The organism is Daejeonella lutea (assembly GCF_900168015.1).
Classification (GTDB): domain Bacteria; phylum Bacteroidota; class Bacteroidia; order Sphingobacteriales; family Sphingobacteriaceae; genus Daejeonella; species Daejeonella lutea.
Genome location: NZ_FUYR01000001.1, coordinates 1,937,206 through 1,955,225, shown reverse-complemented (window position 1 = coordinate 1,955,225; position 18,020 = coordinate 1,937,206). Strand labels below are relative to the sequence as shown.

Below are 18,020 nucleotides of genomic sequence, written 5' to 3'. Positions count from 1 at the left end.
CCCAAACGCACACTACTTGTTGAGGATGCCTTTCCTAACCTGTGCTTTTATACCCTCTCCGTCCGGATCCAGTCCAGACTTTAATTTTGTAAAAGAAGCTGCCCCGTCAGAACTAAGGTAGCGTAGCTTTGGTTCGGGATCATTGATGCACTTTAGGATCACTTCTGCGATTTGTGCAGGCTTTTGGAAAACACGTTCTTTTACTTCATCGGTAAATGTAGCTCTGTAATCCATGTAGGTTTGGATCAATGGCTTGTAATCATCATCTTTTATGCCGCCTGTTTCCTCAAAGTATCTGGTTAGGCTATTGCCAAATTCCGTTATTACACCGCCGGGCTCAACTAGCGAGACATTAATCCCGAAATAGGGTTTCATGTAAGTTGCGATGCTTTCTGTCAAACCCTCTAACGCAAATTTAGCTGCGCAATAAATCTCGTTTACCGGTTGCCCAACGAGTCCGCCGACCGAAGAAATATTTATGATGTGCCCGCTTTGTTGATTGCGCATAATAGGCAAGACAGCCTTAGTACAGCGAATCACACCATAGAAATTCACGTCCATGACTTGCTGGATCTCTTCCATCGTCGCCTGCTCCATGGTTCTTATGAAGCCTGCTCCCGCATTATTTACGAGTATATCAAGCCTTCCTTCCTTTTCGAAAATAGTATTCACACAAGAGGCAATACTTTTTTCATCCTGGACGTCCAGATTAAGGATATTAATCTCGATCGCTCTTTTTGCTGCTTCTGATTCAAGCTTTCCAGCTTTAGAAGTGTCGCGCATCGTAGCATAAACCTTATGCCCCTCTTTAGCAAGAAGCAGGACGCTTTCAAAACCAATCCCGGTCGAAGCTCCGGTAACAAGAATTACTTTGAACATTTTTACTGAGTTTAAAATCTGTTAAAAAAAAGCCGTATTCCTGGGCATTATGCTTTTAGAATACGGCTTTGTTCGATGCTATTCACACAGCGTTCAGGTATCGTTTGACACTGTCAACTGTTACCTGTCAACTGTCAACTAGGTTTTTTGGTTCATTCTGATAATATTCAATGCACCACCGGCTTTGAACCATTCAATCTGCTGCTCATTATACGTATGATTAACAGGGAACGACTCAGAATTGCCATCTTCGTGGTGGAGAACGATAGCTAACGGCTTCCCGGGAGCAAAGTCGCTAAGTCCTGTGATGTCAATTGTGTCATTTTCAAGGATGCGGTCATAATCATTAGCATCAGAGAAAGTTAATGCAAGCATTCCTTGTTTTTTAAGATTGGTTTCGTGTATACGTGCGAATGACTTTACCAGGATGGCACGAACAGCCAGGTGCCTTGGCTCCATCGCAGCGTGTTCTCTTGAAGATCCTTCCCCGTAGTTTTCGTCACCAACCACGATACTTCCGATGCCAGCTGCTTTGTAGGCACGAGCTGTAGCCGGTACGGCCCCATATTCACCGTTCAGCTGGTTTTTAACATTGTCAGCTTTCTCGTTAAAGAAATTGGTTGCACCAATCAGCATGTTATTTGAAATATTGTCCAGGTGTCCGCGGAATTTCAGCCATGGGCCAGCCATAGAAATATGATCCGTTGTACATTTACCTTTAGCTTTAATCAACAGTTTCAAGCCTTTTATGTCAGTACCTTCCCATGCTTTGAATGGATCAAGCAATTGAAGTCTTGCGGATTTTGGATCTACAATTACACTTACTTTAGTTCCGTCTTCTGCTGGCGCCTGATAACCTGCATCTTCAACTGCAAAGCCTTTCAAAGGCATTTCCAATCCCTGAGGCTCATCAAGTTTAACCTGCTGGCCTTCCGAATTCGTCAGCGTATCGGTCATAGGATTAAATCCTAGATCACCCGCAATTGTCAATGCAGTAACTACTTCCGGAGAAGCTACAAATGCATGTGTATTCGGATTACCGTCGTTACGTGATTTGAAGTTCCTGTTAAATGAAGTGATGATGGAGTTTTTGCGCGTTGGATCGGTACTGTGGCGGGCCCATTGTCCGATACACGGGCCACATGCATTAGCAAGTACCACTCCGCCCATATTCTCGAATGTATTCAGGTAGCCGTCGCGCTCAACGGTGTAACGAACCAATTCGGAACCAGGAGTTATCGTAAACTCCGCTTTCGCCACTAAATGTTTATCGACAGCCTGCTGAGCAATAGAGGCAGCCCGGCTAATATCTTCGTATGATGAATTGGTACAAGAACCTATCAAACCAACTTCAAGTTCCTGAGGCCAGCCGTTCTCGCGAACTGCAGTAGCAAACTGTGATAATGGCCATGCCATATCCGGAGTGAAAGGCCCGTTAACGTGTGGCTCGAGTGTGGAGAGGTCAATCTCAATAACCTGATCGAAATAAAGAGCAGGATTCGCATATACTTCATCGTCACCAGTAAGATGCTCCTTAACAGCATCAGCCAGGTTTGCTATTTCTTCGCGCTCGGTACCTTTTAAATAAGTAGCTATCTTCTCATCGTAACCGAAAACTGAAGTAGTAGCACCGATTTCAGCACCCATATTACATATTGTTCCTTTTCCTGTAGCGGAAAGTGATTGCGCACCTTCGCCAAAGTACTCGACGATATGTCCTGTACCACCTTTAACAGTGAGGATACCAGCAACTTTGAGAATAACATCTTTTGCAGATGCCCATCCCGACAATTTGCCAGTAAGTTTTACTCCAATAAGTTTAGGGAATTTTAGTTCCCAGGCAAGTCCGGCCATTACATCACATGCGTCAGCACCGCCAACACCAATTGCTATCATCCCCAACCCACCAGCATTCGGGGTGTGAGAATCCGTACCGATCATCATCCCGCCAGGAAATGCATAATTTTCCAAAACAACCTGATGGATAATACCAGCTCCCGGTTTCCAGAAACCAATACCGTATTTATTTGAAACAGAAGCTAGAAAATCGTAAACTTCTTTATTTTGAGTGTTTGCTGTAGCCAAATCTTCATCTGCGCCAACTTTAGCCTGGATGAGGTGATCACAGTGCACGGTTGATGGAACTGCCACGGTAGGTCTTCCCGCTTGCATAAATTGCAATAAGGCCATTTGAGCTGTCGCATCCTGCATTGCTACGCGATCAGGTGCAAAATCTACGTACGTAACTCCGCGTTCGTGAGCTTCTGAAGCATTTCCCTGCCACAAGTGGGCATATAAAATTTTCTCTGTTAATGTAAGGGGCTTATTAACAACTTTGCGGGCAGCCTCAAGACGGATACCGTAGTTGTCATAAACCTTTTTGATCATGTCTAAATCAAATGCCATGTTATTTGCTTGATTTTAATTATTCTTGTTACAACTGCGAGCGAAGTTACAAAAAACACCCTTAAAAATGCAGGATTTACCAGATTCTAAACAGAAAAAATCCCCTGTTTATAGACTGCGGGAATAATTAGCCAATATTTAAATTCCGGAACTTAAAAGAAAGTGCTTTCGCTTTATTGAGAGGCCGAATATGCTCATTGATACAACTAGAAGCATTAAAGCTTCTGAAAGTCACAATTCGTTGACAAAAGATTTGGGGTTGTTCTAAATTAGTGTGAAGTGATGATTAACTTGCCAGATGAAGTGCAATTTTACTCATCAGTTCATCCATATTAAAGGGCTTTTCCAGAAAATCATCTGCCCCCGCTTCCCTAGCAGAACGAGCCAGATCAGTGCTGGCAGAAATCATGATCACTGGGATGTTTTTAGTACTGTCTCGTTTTTTCAATTCCCTACAAATATCCCTGCCGTCCTGGCCTGACATCCAGATATCAAGTAGGAACAGGTCAGGAAATTCATCACGTAATTCAAGCACTTTAGCTCCATCCATAGTGGATAAAACTTCATATCCCTCAAACTCAAGCATCATTTCCACAGCATCGACAATACCAGGATCGTCATCAGCAATCATAATTTTTTTTGGAGCTGTCATTGTTGTTTTACAGCAAAAATTGAGCCTTTATTTTCGTAATAGGTAATATTTTTTATAATACATTGATATTCTCATTGATTTTTGTGTAGTAGAGCTGATTTTGGTGAGTGTTTAGAGCAGCCTGAACTCATAGCCCTCAGAACGGAGGGTCTTTAATACGACAGGAAGGGCATACTCCAGTCTTGAGAAGGCTTTCTCACTATCATGAAAAACTATTATCGATCCATTTTTGACATGATCAAGCACATTTTTGACACATTTTTCCCCGCTGATATTCGTATCAAAATCTCCACTCAAAACATCCCACATGATTGTCCTCATTTTTGGAAAACGTAGGTTAATTTTCCTGATCTGTGAGTATCTTATTCTTCCGTACGGCGGCCGGAAAAGATTTGAGTTGACCAGACTAGTGCATTTTTCTATATTCAGCAAATATTCGCTGTCTGGAGTTTTCCAACCTTTGAGATGATTTTGAGTGTGATTGCCTACCGCATGACCATTTGATAAGAGATCTTTGTAAATCTCCGGATGCTTGTATACATTTTCGCCAATGCAAAAGAAAGTGGCGCAAGCATTAAAGTTTTTTAAGGTATTTAATACGAATGGTGTAACAACAGGTATAGGTCCATCGTCAAAAGTGAGATAAACATGTTTTTCTTTCCGGTTTTTATGCCAGGTCAGTGTAGGATATAACCATTGCAGCCAAAACGGAGAGTTTACGAGATACAAATCGTTTTTTCGTTAATTTATAGCGAAGATAAATATGTTAAGTAATTTATAGTATTAATTTTATCGAGGAATTCTAACCATTTTGACGTTGTTTAACAATTATATGAAACAAAAAAACCTAACAGGATTTTTAAAATTCTCTGTTTTAGTGGTGATATTATTGTCCGTCGGCGCAGTTACCTTGCACGCTCAGGAAAAAATCACGCTAAAAAGAGCAACTGAACTTGTAGTTGAAAACAACCTTCAGATCAAACAGGCTCAGTTTTCAGAAGCCATATCTGATGAGAATCTCAGGCAATCAAAGTATTCGCTATATCCAACCCTGAACGCCAATACTAGTCTTAACTTTAATTTCGGACGGAGTATAGACCCCTTAACAAACCAGTTTGTAAACCAGGCGATCACTTCGACTAATGGAAATATTTCGTCTAATACACCCCTCTTCGGAGGATTTCAGCGTATAAATATTATTGCCCAAAATAAACTGCAGTTAGAAGCAGATAAAAGCTTTACCCAGAAAGTTAAAAATGACCTGGTCCTTGCGGTTGTCACTAATTACCTCACAGTTCTTAATTCCCAGGATCTTCTCACAGCGGCACGCCAACAATTAGATATTTCCCGTCAGCAATTGGATATAGAGCAAAAGTTTTTCGACGTGGGCAACAGAACCCTTGCTGATCTTGCCCAGTCTAAATCTCAAGTCGCTACCGCGGAGTTGAATGTTACCAATGCCCAGAATCAGGTCGATCTTGCTTTTCTAAATCTTGCACAACTGCTCGAGCGCGATCCATCTGTGCCATTTGAAGTGGAAAAGCCTGCCTTAAACGACGTTGCCACCGTCAACACTGCTTATTCAGCAGCCGAAGTATACAAATCAGCCTCCGTAAATTTTCCGGACATTCAGTTAGCCGAACTAAGGAAGCTTGTTTTGCAAAAGGAAATTGACATCGCTAAAAGCGGCTATTATCCATCATTGAACTTACAAACGGGTATGGGCACACGTTACTCTAACGGATCATTTGGTAATACCTCTTTTGCTACGCAAATTCAGGATAACTTCAACCAGTTTATCGGATTCGGTTTGAGTATTCCGGTGTTTAATGGATTTTCAGCACGATCGGCTGTACGGAGAGCTAAAATCAACTTGCTTAACGGAGAGGTAAATGAGCAGCTTGCAAAAAATAACCTCAATAAAGTTATCAATCAGGCGGTGTACGATTTAAGAGCGGCAGAAAAACGATATTATTCTGCCCAAACGGCATTTGAGTCATCAAGAGAGGCGTTTAATGTCATCGAGCAGCGTTACGGGGTAGGTTTAGTTAATTCTCTCGACTTCAATCTAGCACAAACAAACCTAAATAAGGCTCAGTTTGATCAGATCCAGGCCAGGTATGATCTGATTTTCAGAAGCAAAGTGATTGACTACTATCTTGGAAACCCAATAACTTTTTAACTCTAAAAGACTTTCCCCTTTATAAAACAAACATGGCAAAGAAAAACAATACGTTAAAATATGTGCTCATTGGAGCAGGTGTGCTTTTAGTTATAGCTGTTGCCGGTAGTAAACTCGGCTGGTTTGGCAAAAGCGACACTGTACAAGTTGCAGTCGAAAAGGCAACTTCAAGATCAATTGTAGAAACAGTTTCTGCAAGCGGAAAAGTGCAACCGGAAGTTGAGGTAAAATTAAGTGCAGAAGTGTCTGGTGAGGTTGTAGAGCTTCACGTGAAAGAAGGTGATGTGGTCAAGCGTGGCCAGCTTTTATGCAAGGTTCGTCCTGATGTACTTCAATCCGGCTATGACCGTGCCGTAGCTTCGTTGAACAGCCAGCGGGCTGCATTGGCAGGCTCTCAGCAATCTTTAAAACAAGCTGAGGCAAACTTTGCTAATACTGCTGCGAAATATAAAAGAAATCAGGAGCTGTTTTCTAAGAAAGTGGTTTCTGCTGCTGAATTTGATGCCGTGAAAGCGGAATACGAAGGAGCGCGGGCTAATCTGGAAGCTGTTCGTCAAAATGTAGTTGGATCCAGGTTTGGAGTAGAGCAATCAAATGCGGTCGTAAAGGAAGCTGGAGCTAATTTAGCGAAAACAACAATTTACGCACCTACAGATGGCGTGATTTCGAAGTTGTCGGTTGAACTTGGAGACAGGATCCTGGGGACGTCACAGATGGCTGGTACAGAAATTATGAGAATCTCGAACCTGAGCTCTATGGAAGTAAGTGTAGATGTCAACGAAAGTGATATCAATCGCGTATCAGTAGGCGATGTGGCTGAAATTGAAGTCGATGCATTCCAGAACCAGAAATTTAAGGGTGAAGTTACTGAGATTGCAAGTTCATCTAATGTGGTAGGAACTTCTACTGATCAGGTTACAAACTTTACAGTTAAAGTTAGAATACTCCAAGATTCATATCAAAAGCTTATTCGTACGAATAGCGCGAACCCATCTCCGTTCCGTCCGGGTTTATCTGCCACGGTTGATATTCAAACGGAAGAATTTAAAGGTCTTGCAGTGCCGATTCAATCAGTTACTACCCGCGAAGAGAAAAAAGACGCCAAAGCGGATGGTAACGGTGGAGCCCCCGCATCAGCTAATGCTGAAAAAGAAAAGAAAAAGGATGCTGAGCCTGTTAAAGAATATGTGTTCGTTTATAGCGGCGGCAAAGTAAAACAGGTACAGGTTACTACAGGCATTCAGGATGATACTTATATTCTAATTAAAAGTGGGCTAAAAGGTAATGAAGAAATTGTTTCCGGACCGTTCACGGCTATTTCTAAGGGCCTTAAAGACGGTTCGATGGTTGAAAAAGTAGATAAAGAAAAGCTTTTTGCAAGCGACGCTAAGAAGTAATTTCTAAGAATTCACTAACTTGTCCCTCCCTGAAAGATTATCATTCAGGGAGGGATTTTTTGTTTAAATATATATTGATGAAAAACAGTATAGCAGTTGTTGGTGGAGGAAGTTGGGCTACAGCTATAGTTAAGATATTGAGTGATAATCTTGCAGCGAAAGATGTGTATTGGTGGATGCGAAATACTGAGGCAATTGAGCATATTAAAAAGTATAACCATAATCCACATTACCTCAGCTCCGTTGAAACAAGACTCCCTAACGAGCACTTAAGCAGTGATCTAAAAGAAGTTATCTCGCACTGCAATATGGTTCTTCTGAACGTGCCAGCAGCGTTTTTAAAAGAGGCATTGAAGGATATTACGTCAGCTGACTTAAAAGGGAAGAAGATAATTTCAGCGATAAAAGGAATTGTGCCTGACGATAACCTGATTATTGGGGAGTTTATGAACAGGAATTATGACATCCCATTTGATGATATCGTTGTAATAAGCGGTCCTTGTCATGCAGAGGAGGTTGCCCTTGAGAAATTATCCTACTTGACAATTGCTTCACAGGATTTGCAACTGGCCAATTCTTTTGCAGCGATGCTCAATACCCGCTATATCAAGACTAATGTTTCTGATGATATCTACGGAACAGAATATGCGGCGGTACTAAAAAATATTTATGCAATTGCCAGCGGGATTTGTCATGGGGTGGGATATGGTGACAATTTTCAGGCGGTACTCATTTCAAATGCGATCCGGGAAATAGAAGCTTTCGTGCGAGCAGTCCACCCAATAGACCGGGACATAAAAGAGTCGGCATATCTGGGTGACCTAATGGTTACAGCGTATTCTCAATTTAGTCGTAACCGAACTTTTGGAAATATGGTTGGAAAAGGATATACAGTCAAGTCAGCCCAACTTGAGATGAATATGGTTGCCGAAGGATTTTATGCTGTATTTTGTCTTCATCAGATCAATAAAACATATAAGGTTAATATTCCTATCTGCCGGGCTGTTTATGCAATTTTATACGAGGGGCATTCCCCTCAAATAGAAATGAAATTACTTTCAGAACAGCTGACTTAATTAAGTCTATAAAGAATTACTATCATTCTTAACAGGATTCTTGCGCCCGGGTCATTATTTTTTCGTCAAAGAACATTTTTCTTTTTTTAAAACCTTCAGAACCAATGTAGTGTTGATAAAGAAAAAGAAATAGCTATGAAAAAGATGACCACGATATTAGGAATTGCCGCTGTGGCAGGAGTCGCCTATAAAGTATTAACACACAAAAAAGCAGATGGATCTACTTTGCTTGATGATCTGACGGATGCAAGTAAGGGGTGGACGGATAAGTTCAATGAATTTGCTGAATCAAATAAAGGCTGGACAGATAAGATCAGTCAGTTTGTAGATAATGTCAAAGACCGTTTAATGCCAGATATGAAGGGGCCGAACGGAGAAGATGTTTTTACCGACATGTATAAGAGAAGTTATTACACTGACGGCCAGGGTACCCGTGTCTATATGGACGAAGCTTAGAAAGTTATCAGGTAACAGTTATCAGCTGTCAGTTTAATCGGATAGATTTGATTCTATCATTTAGTTTCCGGTAAGCCTGATAACTGACAGCTTAAAACCTTTAATTCTTCAAAAAGAAAAAAGCCGCCAAATATTTGGCGGCTTTTTTATGTTCTGTTATAACTAGATGCGTCTGCGTCTGTCTCCGCCTTCGCGACGACCCCCGCCGGAACCGCTTCCACCACGATCTTCACGACGTTTTCCCGAAAAATCACGGAAACCGCCACCGCCGCTTGCACCTTCACGACGTCCGCCACCACCGCTGTTTCCACCACGGTATCCTCCTCCGCCTTCACGACGTGGGGAATTACCGCGATATCCTCCACCAGCTCCACCACGCTCGCTACCTGCATCACGATCACCTGCCATTTCTATCCGGACACTTCTGCCCTGGAAATCAACCGACTTGAATCCTTCAATAACTTTATTAACCTCAGAGTCTTCAACCTCGAAGAAGGTGAATACACCTTTCAGGTCGATTTTTCCAACACTTTTTCCGCTGATCTTTGTGTTGTTGCAAATAAATCCAAGCATGTCGCCACGGGTGAAATCATCTACAGAACCTAAGTTCATAAACAAACGGGTATATCCTGCACTTGATCTGGCGCCACGATCCGGACGGTCGCCGCGTTCACCGCGCTCACGTTCAAATCCACGATCATCTCCTGAGATGTTTAGGTCAGGCGCCTTTGAATAATATTCAAGGAAACTGTTGAATTCGAGAGATGCGAATCTTTTTATGATCTGCTCTTTGTCTAAATCCTTGAACTCGTCCATAATACGTGGAATGTATTGCTCGATCTGAGCCTCATTTACTTCCACATTATGAACTTTATGGATCAAAGCAAATAATTGCTTTTCGCAGACATCAAAGCCGCTTGGAATTTCAGCCTTCGTAAACTGCTTTCCAATGGTACGCTCAATGTGACGGATTTTTCCTAATTCCTTAGAATTGATAATTGCGATCGAAATACCTGTTTTTCCTGCACGACCTGTACGGCCACTACGGTGGGTATAATTTTCAATCTCATCCGGTAGTGAGTAGTTGATTACGTGTGTTACGTCGTTAACATCAATTCCGCGTGCAGCAACATCCGTAGCAATCAATAATTGTAGACTGCGGTCACGGTAGCGTTTCATTACTTTATCGCGTTGTTGTTGTGACAGGTCACCATGCAGTGCGTCTGCGTTGTAACCGTCCTTCATTAAAGATTCGGCTATTTCCTGCGTTTCGATCTTCGTACGACAGAAAACAATTCCGAAAATCTCAGGATTGAAATCTACAATTCGTTTAAATGCAGCATACTTATCGCGCGCTTTCACGATATAGTATTCATGTTCGATATTGACGTTACCAGTGTTTTTGGTACCCATTGTCAATTCGAAGGGGTCTGTCATGTATTTTTTTGCAATACGACGAACTTCGCTTGGCATGGTAGCCGAGAAAAGCCATGTTTTTTTATCGTCAGGGGTAGTCGATAAAATACTGTCAATGTCTTCCTGGAAGCCCATGTTCAGCATTTCATCAGCTTCGTCCAGAACAACATATTGAACTTGAGTAAAATCAATCGCTTTACGATTGATGATGTCAAGCATACGGCCTGGCGTAGCTACTACGATCTGTACGCCGCGTTTGATCTGGCGTAACTGATCTGAAATGTTTGCACCTCCATAAACAGCAACAACGTTAACGTTTTTCATGTTTTTGGAGTAGTTCTTAAGGTCACTTGTGATCTGTAAACACAGTTCACGCGTTGGGCATAAGATCAGCGCTTGTGGATAATTTTCTTCAAAGTCCAGTAATTCTAAAAGGGGCAGGCCAAAAGCAGCCGTTTTACCGGTTCCTGTTTGAGCTAATCCGACAAAATCGTTGCTGCCTGAAAGTAATACCGGGATAGATTGTTCCTGGATTGGTGTGGGATTTTCGAATCCCAGTTCAGTTATGGCATTAACAATATCATGACGGATACCCAAGGTACTAAATGGGTTCATGATAATATTTAAAGCTATCAGCCTTATTGCTGAAAGCGCCGCAAAGGTACGGATTTAATTTCACATACCGAACGACGTGTCTAAGATGACATATCTAATACCAATGTGGGTTAATGCACTACTACTTCCTCTTTGTTACATTGCATAGGTTGCGATTAAGGTTTTGCATCTGGTATAAATGAGAAATTAGTTCTAATTTACATTTCATAAAAAGCAAATATTTTATGAATCGCAGAGATCTGCTTAGGTACATTTCGGTCTTGCCCCTGGCCACCACGAGTCTGGCATCCGAGGCGGGAAAATTCGAATCTGAGTCAGTAGAGAAATTTATCAAATCTTCGCAAAACGCCCCTAAAAGAATTGCAGCCATAGTTACCGAATATCGTCTTGGTTCTCACGCCGACGTTATAGTGGGTAAATATCTTGAGGGATTTAATCAGGACGACCAACCGCCTTATCCCCGCTCTAAAATTATTTCTCTTTTCACCGAGCAGGTACCAGCAAATGACATTAGCCGTAAAATTGCAGCAAAATATAATGTACCGATCTTCAGGACGGTAGTGGATGCTTTGACATTGGGCGGTGATAAACTAGCTGTTGACGGGGTATTGCTCATCGGAGAACATGGTACGTATCCCTCAAATGAAAAGGGTCAAAAGCTTTACCCGCGATTTGAAATGTTTCTTAAAATAACCGACGTTTTCCGACAGTATAATAAATCCGTTCCTGTATTTAACGATAAACACCTATCATGGAGCTGGCGGCAGGCGAAGCGAATAGTTGAAATATCCAGGGAACTCAAATTCCCAATGCTGGCAGGGTCATCTGTTCCGGTAGCCTGGAGAATTCCTGCAATTGATTCTCCATACGGGCTTAAGCAGTCTTACGCAGTTGCTCTTTCCTACAGTGGGTTGGATGTGTACGGATTCCATTTGCTGGAAGCAATGCAAGCAATTACAGAGCGTCGAAAAGGAGGCGAGACAGGGATTAGATCTGTGCAATGTTTGGAAAATAATGATTGCTGGAACTTCCTCGATGAAAATTTACAGGCAAAAAAATTATTTGATGTAGCACTTTCAAGAAGTGCTACAAAAAAGCCTGGAGAACTAAAGCAATTAGTTAAAAATCCAGCAGTATTCATAGTCAATTATAATGACGGCCTTCAGGCTGCAGCTTTTTTAATGACAGGACTGGTTGAGGATTTTACAGTAGCAGTTGACATCGAAGGCCAGGCTGAACCATTTTCTACCTTGATGAAACTACAGTCAGGCAGACCTCACCATCATTTTGGGTGCTTAGTTAAAAATATTGAAATTATGTTTCAAACAGGAAAGTCTCCCTATCCTGTGGAAAGAACCATGCTAACCAGCGGCATGCTCGACTTCATTTTAGAATCGAAATTACAAGGAAGTAAAGAGGTAAAAACCCCTGAATTAGCTGCGGTAAATTATAAATCGCCCCCGGGGTCCCATTACTTTGCGAAAGGGTGGGACAAAGATGGAAAGCGTCTGGATTAATGTAATCTCATTTTAATCATCGGTTATGATATTGAAATTATGAAACGCAGAGAAATTTTAAAAGCCCTGACACTGGTGCCTTTATCTGGAACTACCGCAGGTGTATTAACTCCGTTCGAATCTTATTCGGCACCGCTTCCTAAACGTGATTTAATAGCGGAACTTGGCATCCGGAAGTTTATAAACGCGGCGGGATATTTTACTGCACTTAGCGGATCGCTGATGCATGATGAGGTGTTGGATACTATAAACCAAGCTGCGAAGGAGTTTTGTACACTTGACGAGGTTCAGGACAAAGTGGGAGCAAGAATTGCTTCTCTACTTCATGCCGAATCAGCAACTGTGACCTCGGGGGCGTTTTCTGCTATTATGTTAGGGATGTCGGGTGTTTTAAGTGGTAATGATGCAAAAAAGGCAGCGATGATCCCGAGGTTAGAAGGCTCAGGAATGAAAACGGAGGTGATCGTTCAGAAGGCCCACGACGATGGTTACTCTCATGCCTTAACAAATTGTGGCGTGACCTTGGTGCGGGTGGAAAGCCGCAAGCAGGCAGAAGATGCAATAAATGCGCGGACGGCTATGATGTATTTTGTAAATTATCAGGCAGACCAAGGTAAAATATCACATGATGAATGGTTACAAATAGCAAAAAAATCAGGCGTTCCAACGATGATTGATATGGCTGCCGATGTTCCTCCAAAGGAAAATTTGTGGAAATTTCATGATATGGGTTTTGACCTCGTATGTGTCTCAGGTGGTAAACTGATGCGGGGACCACAAAGTGCAGGAATATTAAGTGGCAAGAAGGATTTGATTGCAGCAGCGCGGTTGAGTGCACCACCACGTGGCAACAACCTAGGCAGAGGAATGAAGGTAAATAAGGAGGAAGTCCTGGGGATGTATATCGCCTTAGAGAAATTTATAAAACACGATCAGGATAAAGAATGGAAAGTTCTGGAAGATCGTATTGCGGTAATAGCAAATGCCGCTCGTTCAGTGAGCAGCGTGAAAGCAGAACTAATACCCCTGCCCGCTATTAACCGAGTCCCAACCTTGAATATTTCCTGGGACAGCACCAAAATCAAGCTGACCAATCTGGCAAAGGTTTTACGGGAGGGTACACCGTCAATCGAAGTGATGAACGGGCCCCGCGGGACCATAAATGTAACAGCCCACATGCTTAAACCTGAGCAAGTAAAAATTGTGGCGTCACGAATCAGAGAGGAACTTATAAAAGCATCCATTTAACGAATATTAACCTAATCACCATGCGAAAATTATTACTTCTTATTTTCTTTAGTGTTTCTCAGTTGGTCTCGAACGCGCAGTCCTATACAATTATTCTGAAGGGTGGGCATCTGATAGATCCCAGGAATGGCATCAATGAGGTGATGGATGTAGCAATTCAGGACGGGAAGATTGCCGCTGTTGCGAAGAATATCGATCCTAAACTGGGTAAGCTTGTTATCGATGCGGTTGGCAAATACATTACACCCGGCTTGATCGATATTCATGGACATGTTTTCGCAGGTACCACAGCAGACGGCCAGTTGGAGAATGGCTTTTCTTCTCTTCCTGCAGATGGATTTACTTTCCGCGTCGGCGTCACAACCATAGTGGATGCGGGCGATGCCGGGGCAAAGTCCTTTCCGGTCTTTAAAGCCAACGTTATTGACAGATCCCAAACCAGGGTTTTGGCGTTCCTTAATATCTCTAATGAAGGAATGCGCGGCGACGAAATGTCAGTATGGCAACAAAATACTGAGTTTATGGATCCCGAAATGGCTGCAAAGGTGGCTAAGCAATACCCTGATCACATTGTTGGCATCAAAGTAGCTCACTTTCACAGCCCAGACTTTATAGCCGTTGACCGGGCTTTACAAGCCGGTCGACTGGCTAACCTGCCAGTAATGATCGATTTTGGCGGAGCTAAACCCAGATTATCAATCGAAGATCTGTTTATCAAAAGACTTAGGAAAGGAGACATTTTTACACACACATTCGGGCAATTACTAGAAACAAAGGAAACCATAGTTGATGTTGAAACTAAGACATTAAAACCCTTTGTCATCGAAGCTCGGAAACGCGGGGTTATCTTTGATGTTGGTCATGGCGGTGGTAGCTTTGCTTTTTCTCAAGCCATACCGGCCGCCAAAGTGGGGTTCTTTCCAGAGACAATTAGCACCGACCTCCATACCGGAAGCATGAATAGTGCTATGAAGGATATGCTAAATGTAATGTCGAAGTTCCTTGCGATAAAAATGCCTTTTAATGATGTAATAAAAGCCAGTACCTGGGCGGCTGCACAGGCTATCAATCATGAAGAATTGGGACATCTTTCGGTTGGAGCGATTGCTGACATCACCATGCTGAATTTGCGCCAGGGAAAATTTGGTTTTTATGATGTGGCGCGTTTTAAGGTTGAAGGTGAGCAATTATTGGAGTGTGAAATGACCATTAAAGGTGGACGAGTAGTCTACGATCTCAATGCCAGATCAATTATTCAGGAAAGCAAATGAGCAGTGGGTCGGTCTCGAGTGCAGTTCTCAAAATCGTTTATGAAACCAGCAAAGAAAAATTATAGATCATGAATTGGAATAGGAGAATTGTCGTATTCTTTGCATTCGTTGCGGGTGCAACTTTAACAGTCGCATTCGGGGATTTGGCAATCCAGGAACCGTGGAAAGCCCCAGAATGGACTGACGGTTTAAAAAGTACATTGAAAGTAACACCCGAATTGCTTGCAGAGGGCGCGCAAATTTATAATACGAACTGCGTGACTTGTCATGGTCTGGCCGGCAATGGTGATGGCATCCTCGGTAAGGAACTGCCCATTAAACCGGCAAATTTTCATACTCCCGTAGTTAGGGATCAAAAAGATGGAGCATTGTTCTGGAAAATGAGCGAAGGAAGAGGTGCAATGCCATCTTACAAAACGCTCTTAAACACTGATCAGCGATGGAAAGTGTTGGCCTATATTCGACAACTTTCGCCTCAGGCTAAATTGGAAAAGGCAGTTAACCTACTGCCAGTCGCTAACTATGTTATTCCCAAAAATCTGTCAAGTAAGTATATTCCACTGCCTAAGAAGATAACTAATGCTGTAGGTTCTGAATCGCTTGTTTTTATGGTTGATACTGTCATTACTCAATTAGTCAGGCCCTGGAGTATGGCTTTTCTGCCTGACAATTCGATTCTGATCACGGAGAGATCAGGTAAGTTGAAAATAGTCAGAGATGGCATAGTACTTCCGAACCCAATCGCTGGGAATGTTCCGAAAGGACTAAGGGATGTGAAAATCCATCCTCAGTTTGTAAAAAATAGAATGGTCTACTTATCGTATTATATTGAACCTGCAAAACCCGACGGAGGTTACACAGTCTTGATGCGAGGCAGGCTGGATGGAGACAAACTTGTCGATGAAACAATAATTTATAAAGCAGGACCCTTCAAGGATGGCGGAGAAACTTACGGCAGCCGGATTGCCTTTGATAAGGCAGGTTTCCTGTACTTTACCGTAGGACAGAGAACTATTGATGAACGTCACCGCTGGAAGACGGTGCAGGATAAAAGCAATCCTTCAGGCAAGGTTTTAAGGTTTAATGATGACGGTACTATTCCGAGGGATAATCCTTTTGTGGATAGTGTTGGAGTGCTGCCGGAGATATATACTTTTGGACATCGGCAGCCGCAGGGTCTGATCAGGCACCCTCAAACCGGGGAGATTTGGGAGAGTGAGCATGGCGAGATGGGAGGGTCGGAAGTTAACCGACTGAAAAGCGGGGGCAATTATGGATGGCCGGATGTTACCTACAGCCGCAATTATGACGGAAGTTTAATTTCGCCAGACACTGCCCGGGTGGGTATGGAGTCTCCGATGCATCATTGGGTCCCATCTATTGCTCCCTCAGATTTTGATTTTTATTATGGAAGCACGTATCCGGGATGGAACGGCAACCTTTTTATCGGTGCAATGATTCAGGGAAAGCTTAACAGGACGGTGTTTAAAGATGGAAGTCCGGTTCACGATGAGAAACTGCTCGACGGTATCGGTCGGATAAGGGATGTAAAAGCTGCACCTGATGGATTTTTATACCTGATGATTGAAGACACTGGTAAAATTGTTAGGTTATTACCGCTGCAGAAAATCAAAAATTAAGCTGAACTCTTGTGATAAAACCTCCTGTGGATAAACCAGCCGAATCAGGCAGCATTAACGTCTCGGGAGCCGTCGTGAACCCGGCGATGCCTATGAATCGGGTTGCATCAGTTGATGTTTATCGTGGATTTGTTATGTTTCTGATGATGGCTGAGGTGCTTTCTCTCTCCGAAGTCTCTGACCTACTTCCGGAAAGTTCATTCTGGAAGATAATGGCTTTTAACCAAAGTCATGTAGAATGGACCTGGTTGAGTCTGCATGATATGATCCAGCCATCTTTTACCTTTTTGGTTGGAGTTGTATTACCCTATTCCATTGCAAGCCGAAAAAATAAAGGAGCTTCGGTCAGCAGACTCATGCTTCATACTTTTAATCGTTCCCTGATCCTCATCCTCCTTGGTATTTTTCTTCGGTCAATGCATTCAAACCAGACTAATTATACTTTCGAAGATACGCTCACTCAAATCGGCCTCGGATACACTTTTCTGGTGTTGCTCGCATTATCATCCCAGCGGGTTCAACTTATAGGTTTGGCAGTAATCTTGGTAGGCTACTGGCTTGTATTTGCTCTGTACCCAATACCCGGTCCCGACTTCAATTATGCGGCCGCAGGGGTTAAAGCTGGATGGGAACACAATCTTAACGGATTTGCTGCCCACTGGAATAAAAATACCAACGCTGCCTGGGCGTTTGACAACTGGTTTATGAACTTGTTTCCCCGAAGTAAGGAGTTTCAATTTAACAGGGGCGGGTACTCCACGCTTAGCTTTATCCCCACTCTGGGGACGATGATACTTGGTCTGCTGGCAGGTAATATTTTAAACTCGTCCCGCGCGCAGATCGAAAAGGTGAAATCTTTCTTGATGATCGGGACAGCACTGATAGCCTTTGGTATATTGTTGCATTCCTTTGGCATAAATCCTATAGTAAAGCGGATCTGGACTCCATCCTGGACTGTTTTCAGCGGAGGTATCTGTTTCCTGTTTTTGGCTTTCTTTTTTTGGATGATTGACATTTCTCAAAAAGGCTCATGGTCATTTTTTCTGGCGGTGATTGGCATGAATTCCATCGCTGCTTACTGCATCGCAGACGGCGGGCTTAAAAATGTAATTAATGATTCTTTGTTCATTCACCTCGGCCAAAATTTTGACAAAGGTTTTGGCCCGTACGCAACACTGGTCAGTGGCGGCCTTGTTTTACTGATTGAATGGCTGATCCTTTACTGGATGTACAGACGAAAAATCTTCATAAAGGTCTAAAGCTTG

14 protein-coding genes are annotated in these 18,020 nt (G+C 42.7%); 9 read left to right on the top strand and 5 right to left on the bottom strand.

Annotated features, from left to right (window positions below):
- Window positions 1-12: 12 nt before the first annotated feature.
- The 4 genes from B5X60_RS08720 to B5X60_RS08705 form a co-directional block, all read right to left on the bottom strand.
- Window positions 13-879, bottom strand: coding sequence for an SDR family oxidoreductase (locus B5X60_RS08720; protein WP_079702196.1), 867 nt, complete (start codon window positions 877-879; stop codon window positions 13-15).
- Window positions 880-1,017: 138 nt separating this feature from the next.
- Window positions 1,018-3,285, bottom strand: coding sequence for an aconitate hydratase (locus B5X60_RS08715; protein WP_079702195.1), 2,268 nt, complete (start codon window positions 3,283-3,285; stop codon window positions 1,018-1,020).
- A 286-nt stretch (window positions 3,286-3,571) separates the two neighbouring features.
- Window positions 3,572-3,937: a response regulator gene (locus tag B5X60_RS08710; RefSeq protein WP_079702194.1), complete on the bottom strand. Its 366-nt coding sequence runs from the start codon at window positions 3,935-3,937 to the stop codon at window positions 3,572-3,574.
- Window positions 3,938-4,048: 111 nt separating this feature from the next.
- Entirely contained in the window at window positions 4,049-4,666 is a 618-nt protein-coding gene (locus tag B5X60_RS08705) for a polysaccharide deacetylase family protein (RefSeq protein WP_079702193.1), read from the bottom strand.
- A gap of 103 nt (window positions 4,667-4,769) precedes the next feature.
- On the opposite strand from B5X60_RS08705, the gene B5X60_RS08700 reads away from it, so the two are divergent.
- The 4 genes from B5X60_RS08700 (at window position 4,770) to B5X60_RS08685 (ending at window position 9,048) form a co-directional block, all read left to right on the top strand.
- Window positions 4,770-6,119: a TolC family protein gene (locus tag B5X60_RS08700; RefSeq protein WP_079702192.1), complete on the top strand. Its 1,350-nt coding sequence runs from the start codon at window positions 4,770-4,772 to the stop codon at window positions 6,117-6,119.
- Window positions 6,120-6,151: 32 nt separating this feature from the next.
- Window positions 6,152-7,516, top strand: coding sequence for an efflux RND transporter periplasmic adaptor subunit (locus tag B5X60_RS08695; RefSeq protein WP_079702191.1), 1,365 nt, complete (start codon window positions 6,152-6,154; stop codon window positions 7,514-7,516).
- A gap of 77 nt (window positions 7,517-7,593) precedes the next feature.
- Window positions 7,594-8,592: an NAD(P)H-dependent glycerol-3-phosphate dehydrogenase gene (locus tag B5X60_RS08690; protein WP_079702190.1), complete on the top strand. Its 999-nt coding sequence runs from the start codon at window positions 7,594-7,596 to the stop codon at window positions 8,590-8,592.
- Window positions 8,593-8,727: 135 nt separating this feature from the next.
- The gene (locus B5X60_RS08685; RefSeq protein ID WP_079702189.1) at window positions 8,728-9,048 is read left to right on the top strand and encodes a hypothetical protein; all 321 of its coding nucleotides are present in this window, start codon (window positions 8,728-8,730) and stop codon (window positions 9,046-9,048) included.
- Between the two features lie 162 nt (window positions 9,049-9,210).
- Here B5X60_RS08685 and B5X60_RS08680 read toward each other — a convergent pair whose 3' ends face one another.
- On the bottom strand, window positions 9,211-11,079 hold the full coding sequence (locus tag B5X60_RS08680) for a DEAD/DEAH box helicase (RefSeq protein WP_079702188.1): 1,869 nt from the start codon (window positions 11,077-11,079) through the stop codon (window positions 9,211-9,213).
- Window positions 11,080-11,303: 224 nt separating this feature from the next.
- Here B5X60_RS08680 and B5X60_RS08675 point away from each other — a divergent pair, with 224 nt between their 5' ends.
- From B5X60_RS08675 to B5X60_RS08655, 5 genes are all read left to right on the top strand, one after another.
- Complete coding sequence (locus B5X60_RS08675) at window positions 11,304-12,596, top strand: hypothetical protein (protein ID WP_079702187.1); 1,293 nt, start codon at window positions 11,304-11,306, stop codon at window positions 12,594-12,596.
- Between the two features lie 39 nt (window positions 12,597-12,635).
- Complete coding sequence (locus B5X60_RS08670) at window positions 12,636-13,844, top strand: aminotransferase class V-fold PLP-dependent enzyme (protein ID WP_079702186.1); 1,209 nt, start codon at window positions 12,636-12,638, stop codon at window positions 13,842-13,844.
- A gap of 20 nt (window positions 13,845-13,864) precedes the next feature.
- Window positions 13,865-15,115: an amidohydrolase/deacetylase family metallohydrolase gene (locus B5X60_RS08665; protein ID WP_079702185.1), complete on the top strand. Its 1,251-nt coding sequence runs from the start codon at window positions 13,865-13,867 to the stop codon at window positions 15,113-15,115.
- Between the two features lie 68 nt (window positions 15,116-15,183).
- Window positions 15,184-16,755: a PQQ-dependent sugar dehydrogenase gene (locus B5X60_RS08660; protein WP_079702184.1), complete on the top strand. Its 1,572-nt coding sequence runs from the start codon at window positions 15,184-15,186 to the stop codon at window positions 16,753-16,755.
- Window positions 16,756-16,766: 11 nt separating this feature from the next.
- On the top strand, window positions 16,767-18,014 hold the full coding sequence (locus B5X60_RS08655) for an acyltransferase family protein (protein ID WP_221406217.1): 1,248 nt from the start codon (window positions 16,767-16,769) through the stop codon (window positions 18,012-18,014).
- Window positions 18,015-18,020: the final 6 nt, after the last annotated feature.

Bases quoted from the DNA above. Each gene is read 5' to 3' on its own strand.
- B5X60_RS08720 (WP_079702196.1), bottom strand. From the start codon at position 879: ATGTTCAAAGTAATTCTTGTTACCGGAGCTTCGACCGGGATTGGTTTT.
- B5X60_RS08715 (WP_079702195.1), bottom strand. From the start codon at position 3,285: ATGGCATTTGATTTAGACATGATCAAAAAGGTTTATGACAACTACGGT.
- B5X60_RS08710 (WP_079702194.1), bottom strand. From the start codon at position 3,937: ATGACAGCTCCAAAAAAAATTATGATTGCTGATGACGATCCTGGTATT.
- B5X60_RS08700 (WP_079702192.1), top strand. From the start codon at position 4,770: ATGAAACAAAAAAACCTAACAGGATTTTTAAAATTCTCTGTTTTAGTG.
- B5X60_RS08695 (WP_079702191.1), top strand. From the start codon at position 6,152: ATGGCAAAGAAAAACAATACGTTAAAATATGTGCTCATTGGAGCAGGT.
- B5X60_RS08690 (WP_079702190.1), top strand. From the start codon at position 7,594: ATGAAAAACAGTATAGCAGTTGTTGGTGGAGGAAGTTGGGCTACAGCT.
- B5X60_RS08685 (WP_079702189.1), top strand. From the start codon at position 8,728: ATGAAAAAGATGACCACGATATTAGGAATTGCCGCTGTGGCAGGAGTC.
- B5X60_RS08680 (WP_079702188.1), bottom strand. From the start codon at position 11,079: ATGAACCCATTTAGTACCTTGGGTATCCGTCATGATATTGTTAATGCC.
- B5X60_RS08675 (WP_079702187.1), top strand. From the start codon at position 11,304: ATGAATCGCAGAGATCTGCTTAGGTACATTTCGGTCTTGCCCCTGGCC.
- B5X60_RS08670 (WP_079702186.1), top strand. From the start codon at position 12,636: ATGAAACGCAGAGAAATTTTAAAAGCCCTGACACTGGTGCCTTTATCT.
- B5X60_RS08665 (WP_079702185.1), top strand. From the start codon at position 13,865: ATGCGAAAATTATTACTTCTTATTTTCTTTAGTGTTTCTCAGTTGGTC.
- B5X60_RS08660 (WP_079702184.1), top strand. From the start codon at position 15,184: ATGAATTGGAATAGGAGAATTGTCGTATTCTTTGCATTCGTTGCGGGT.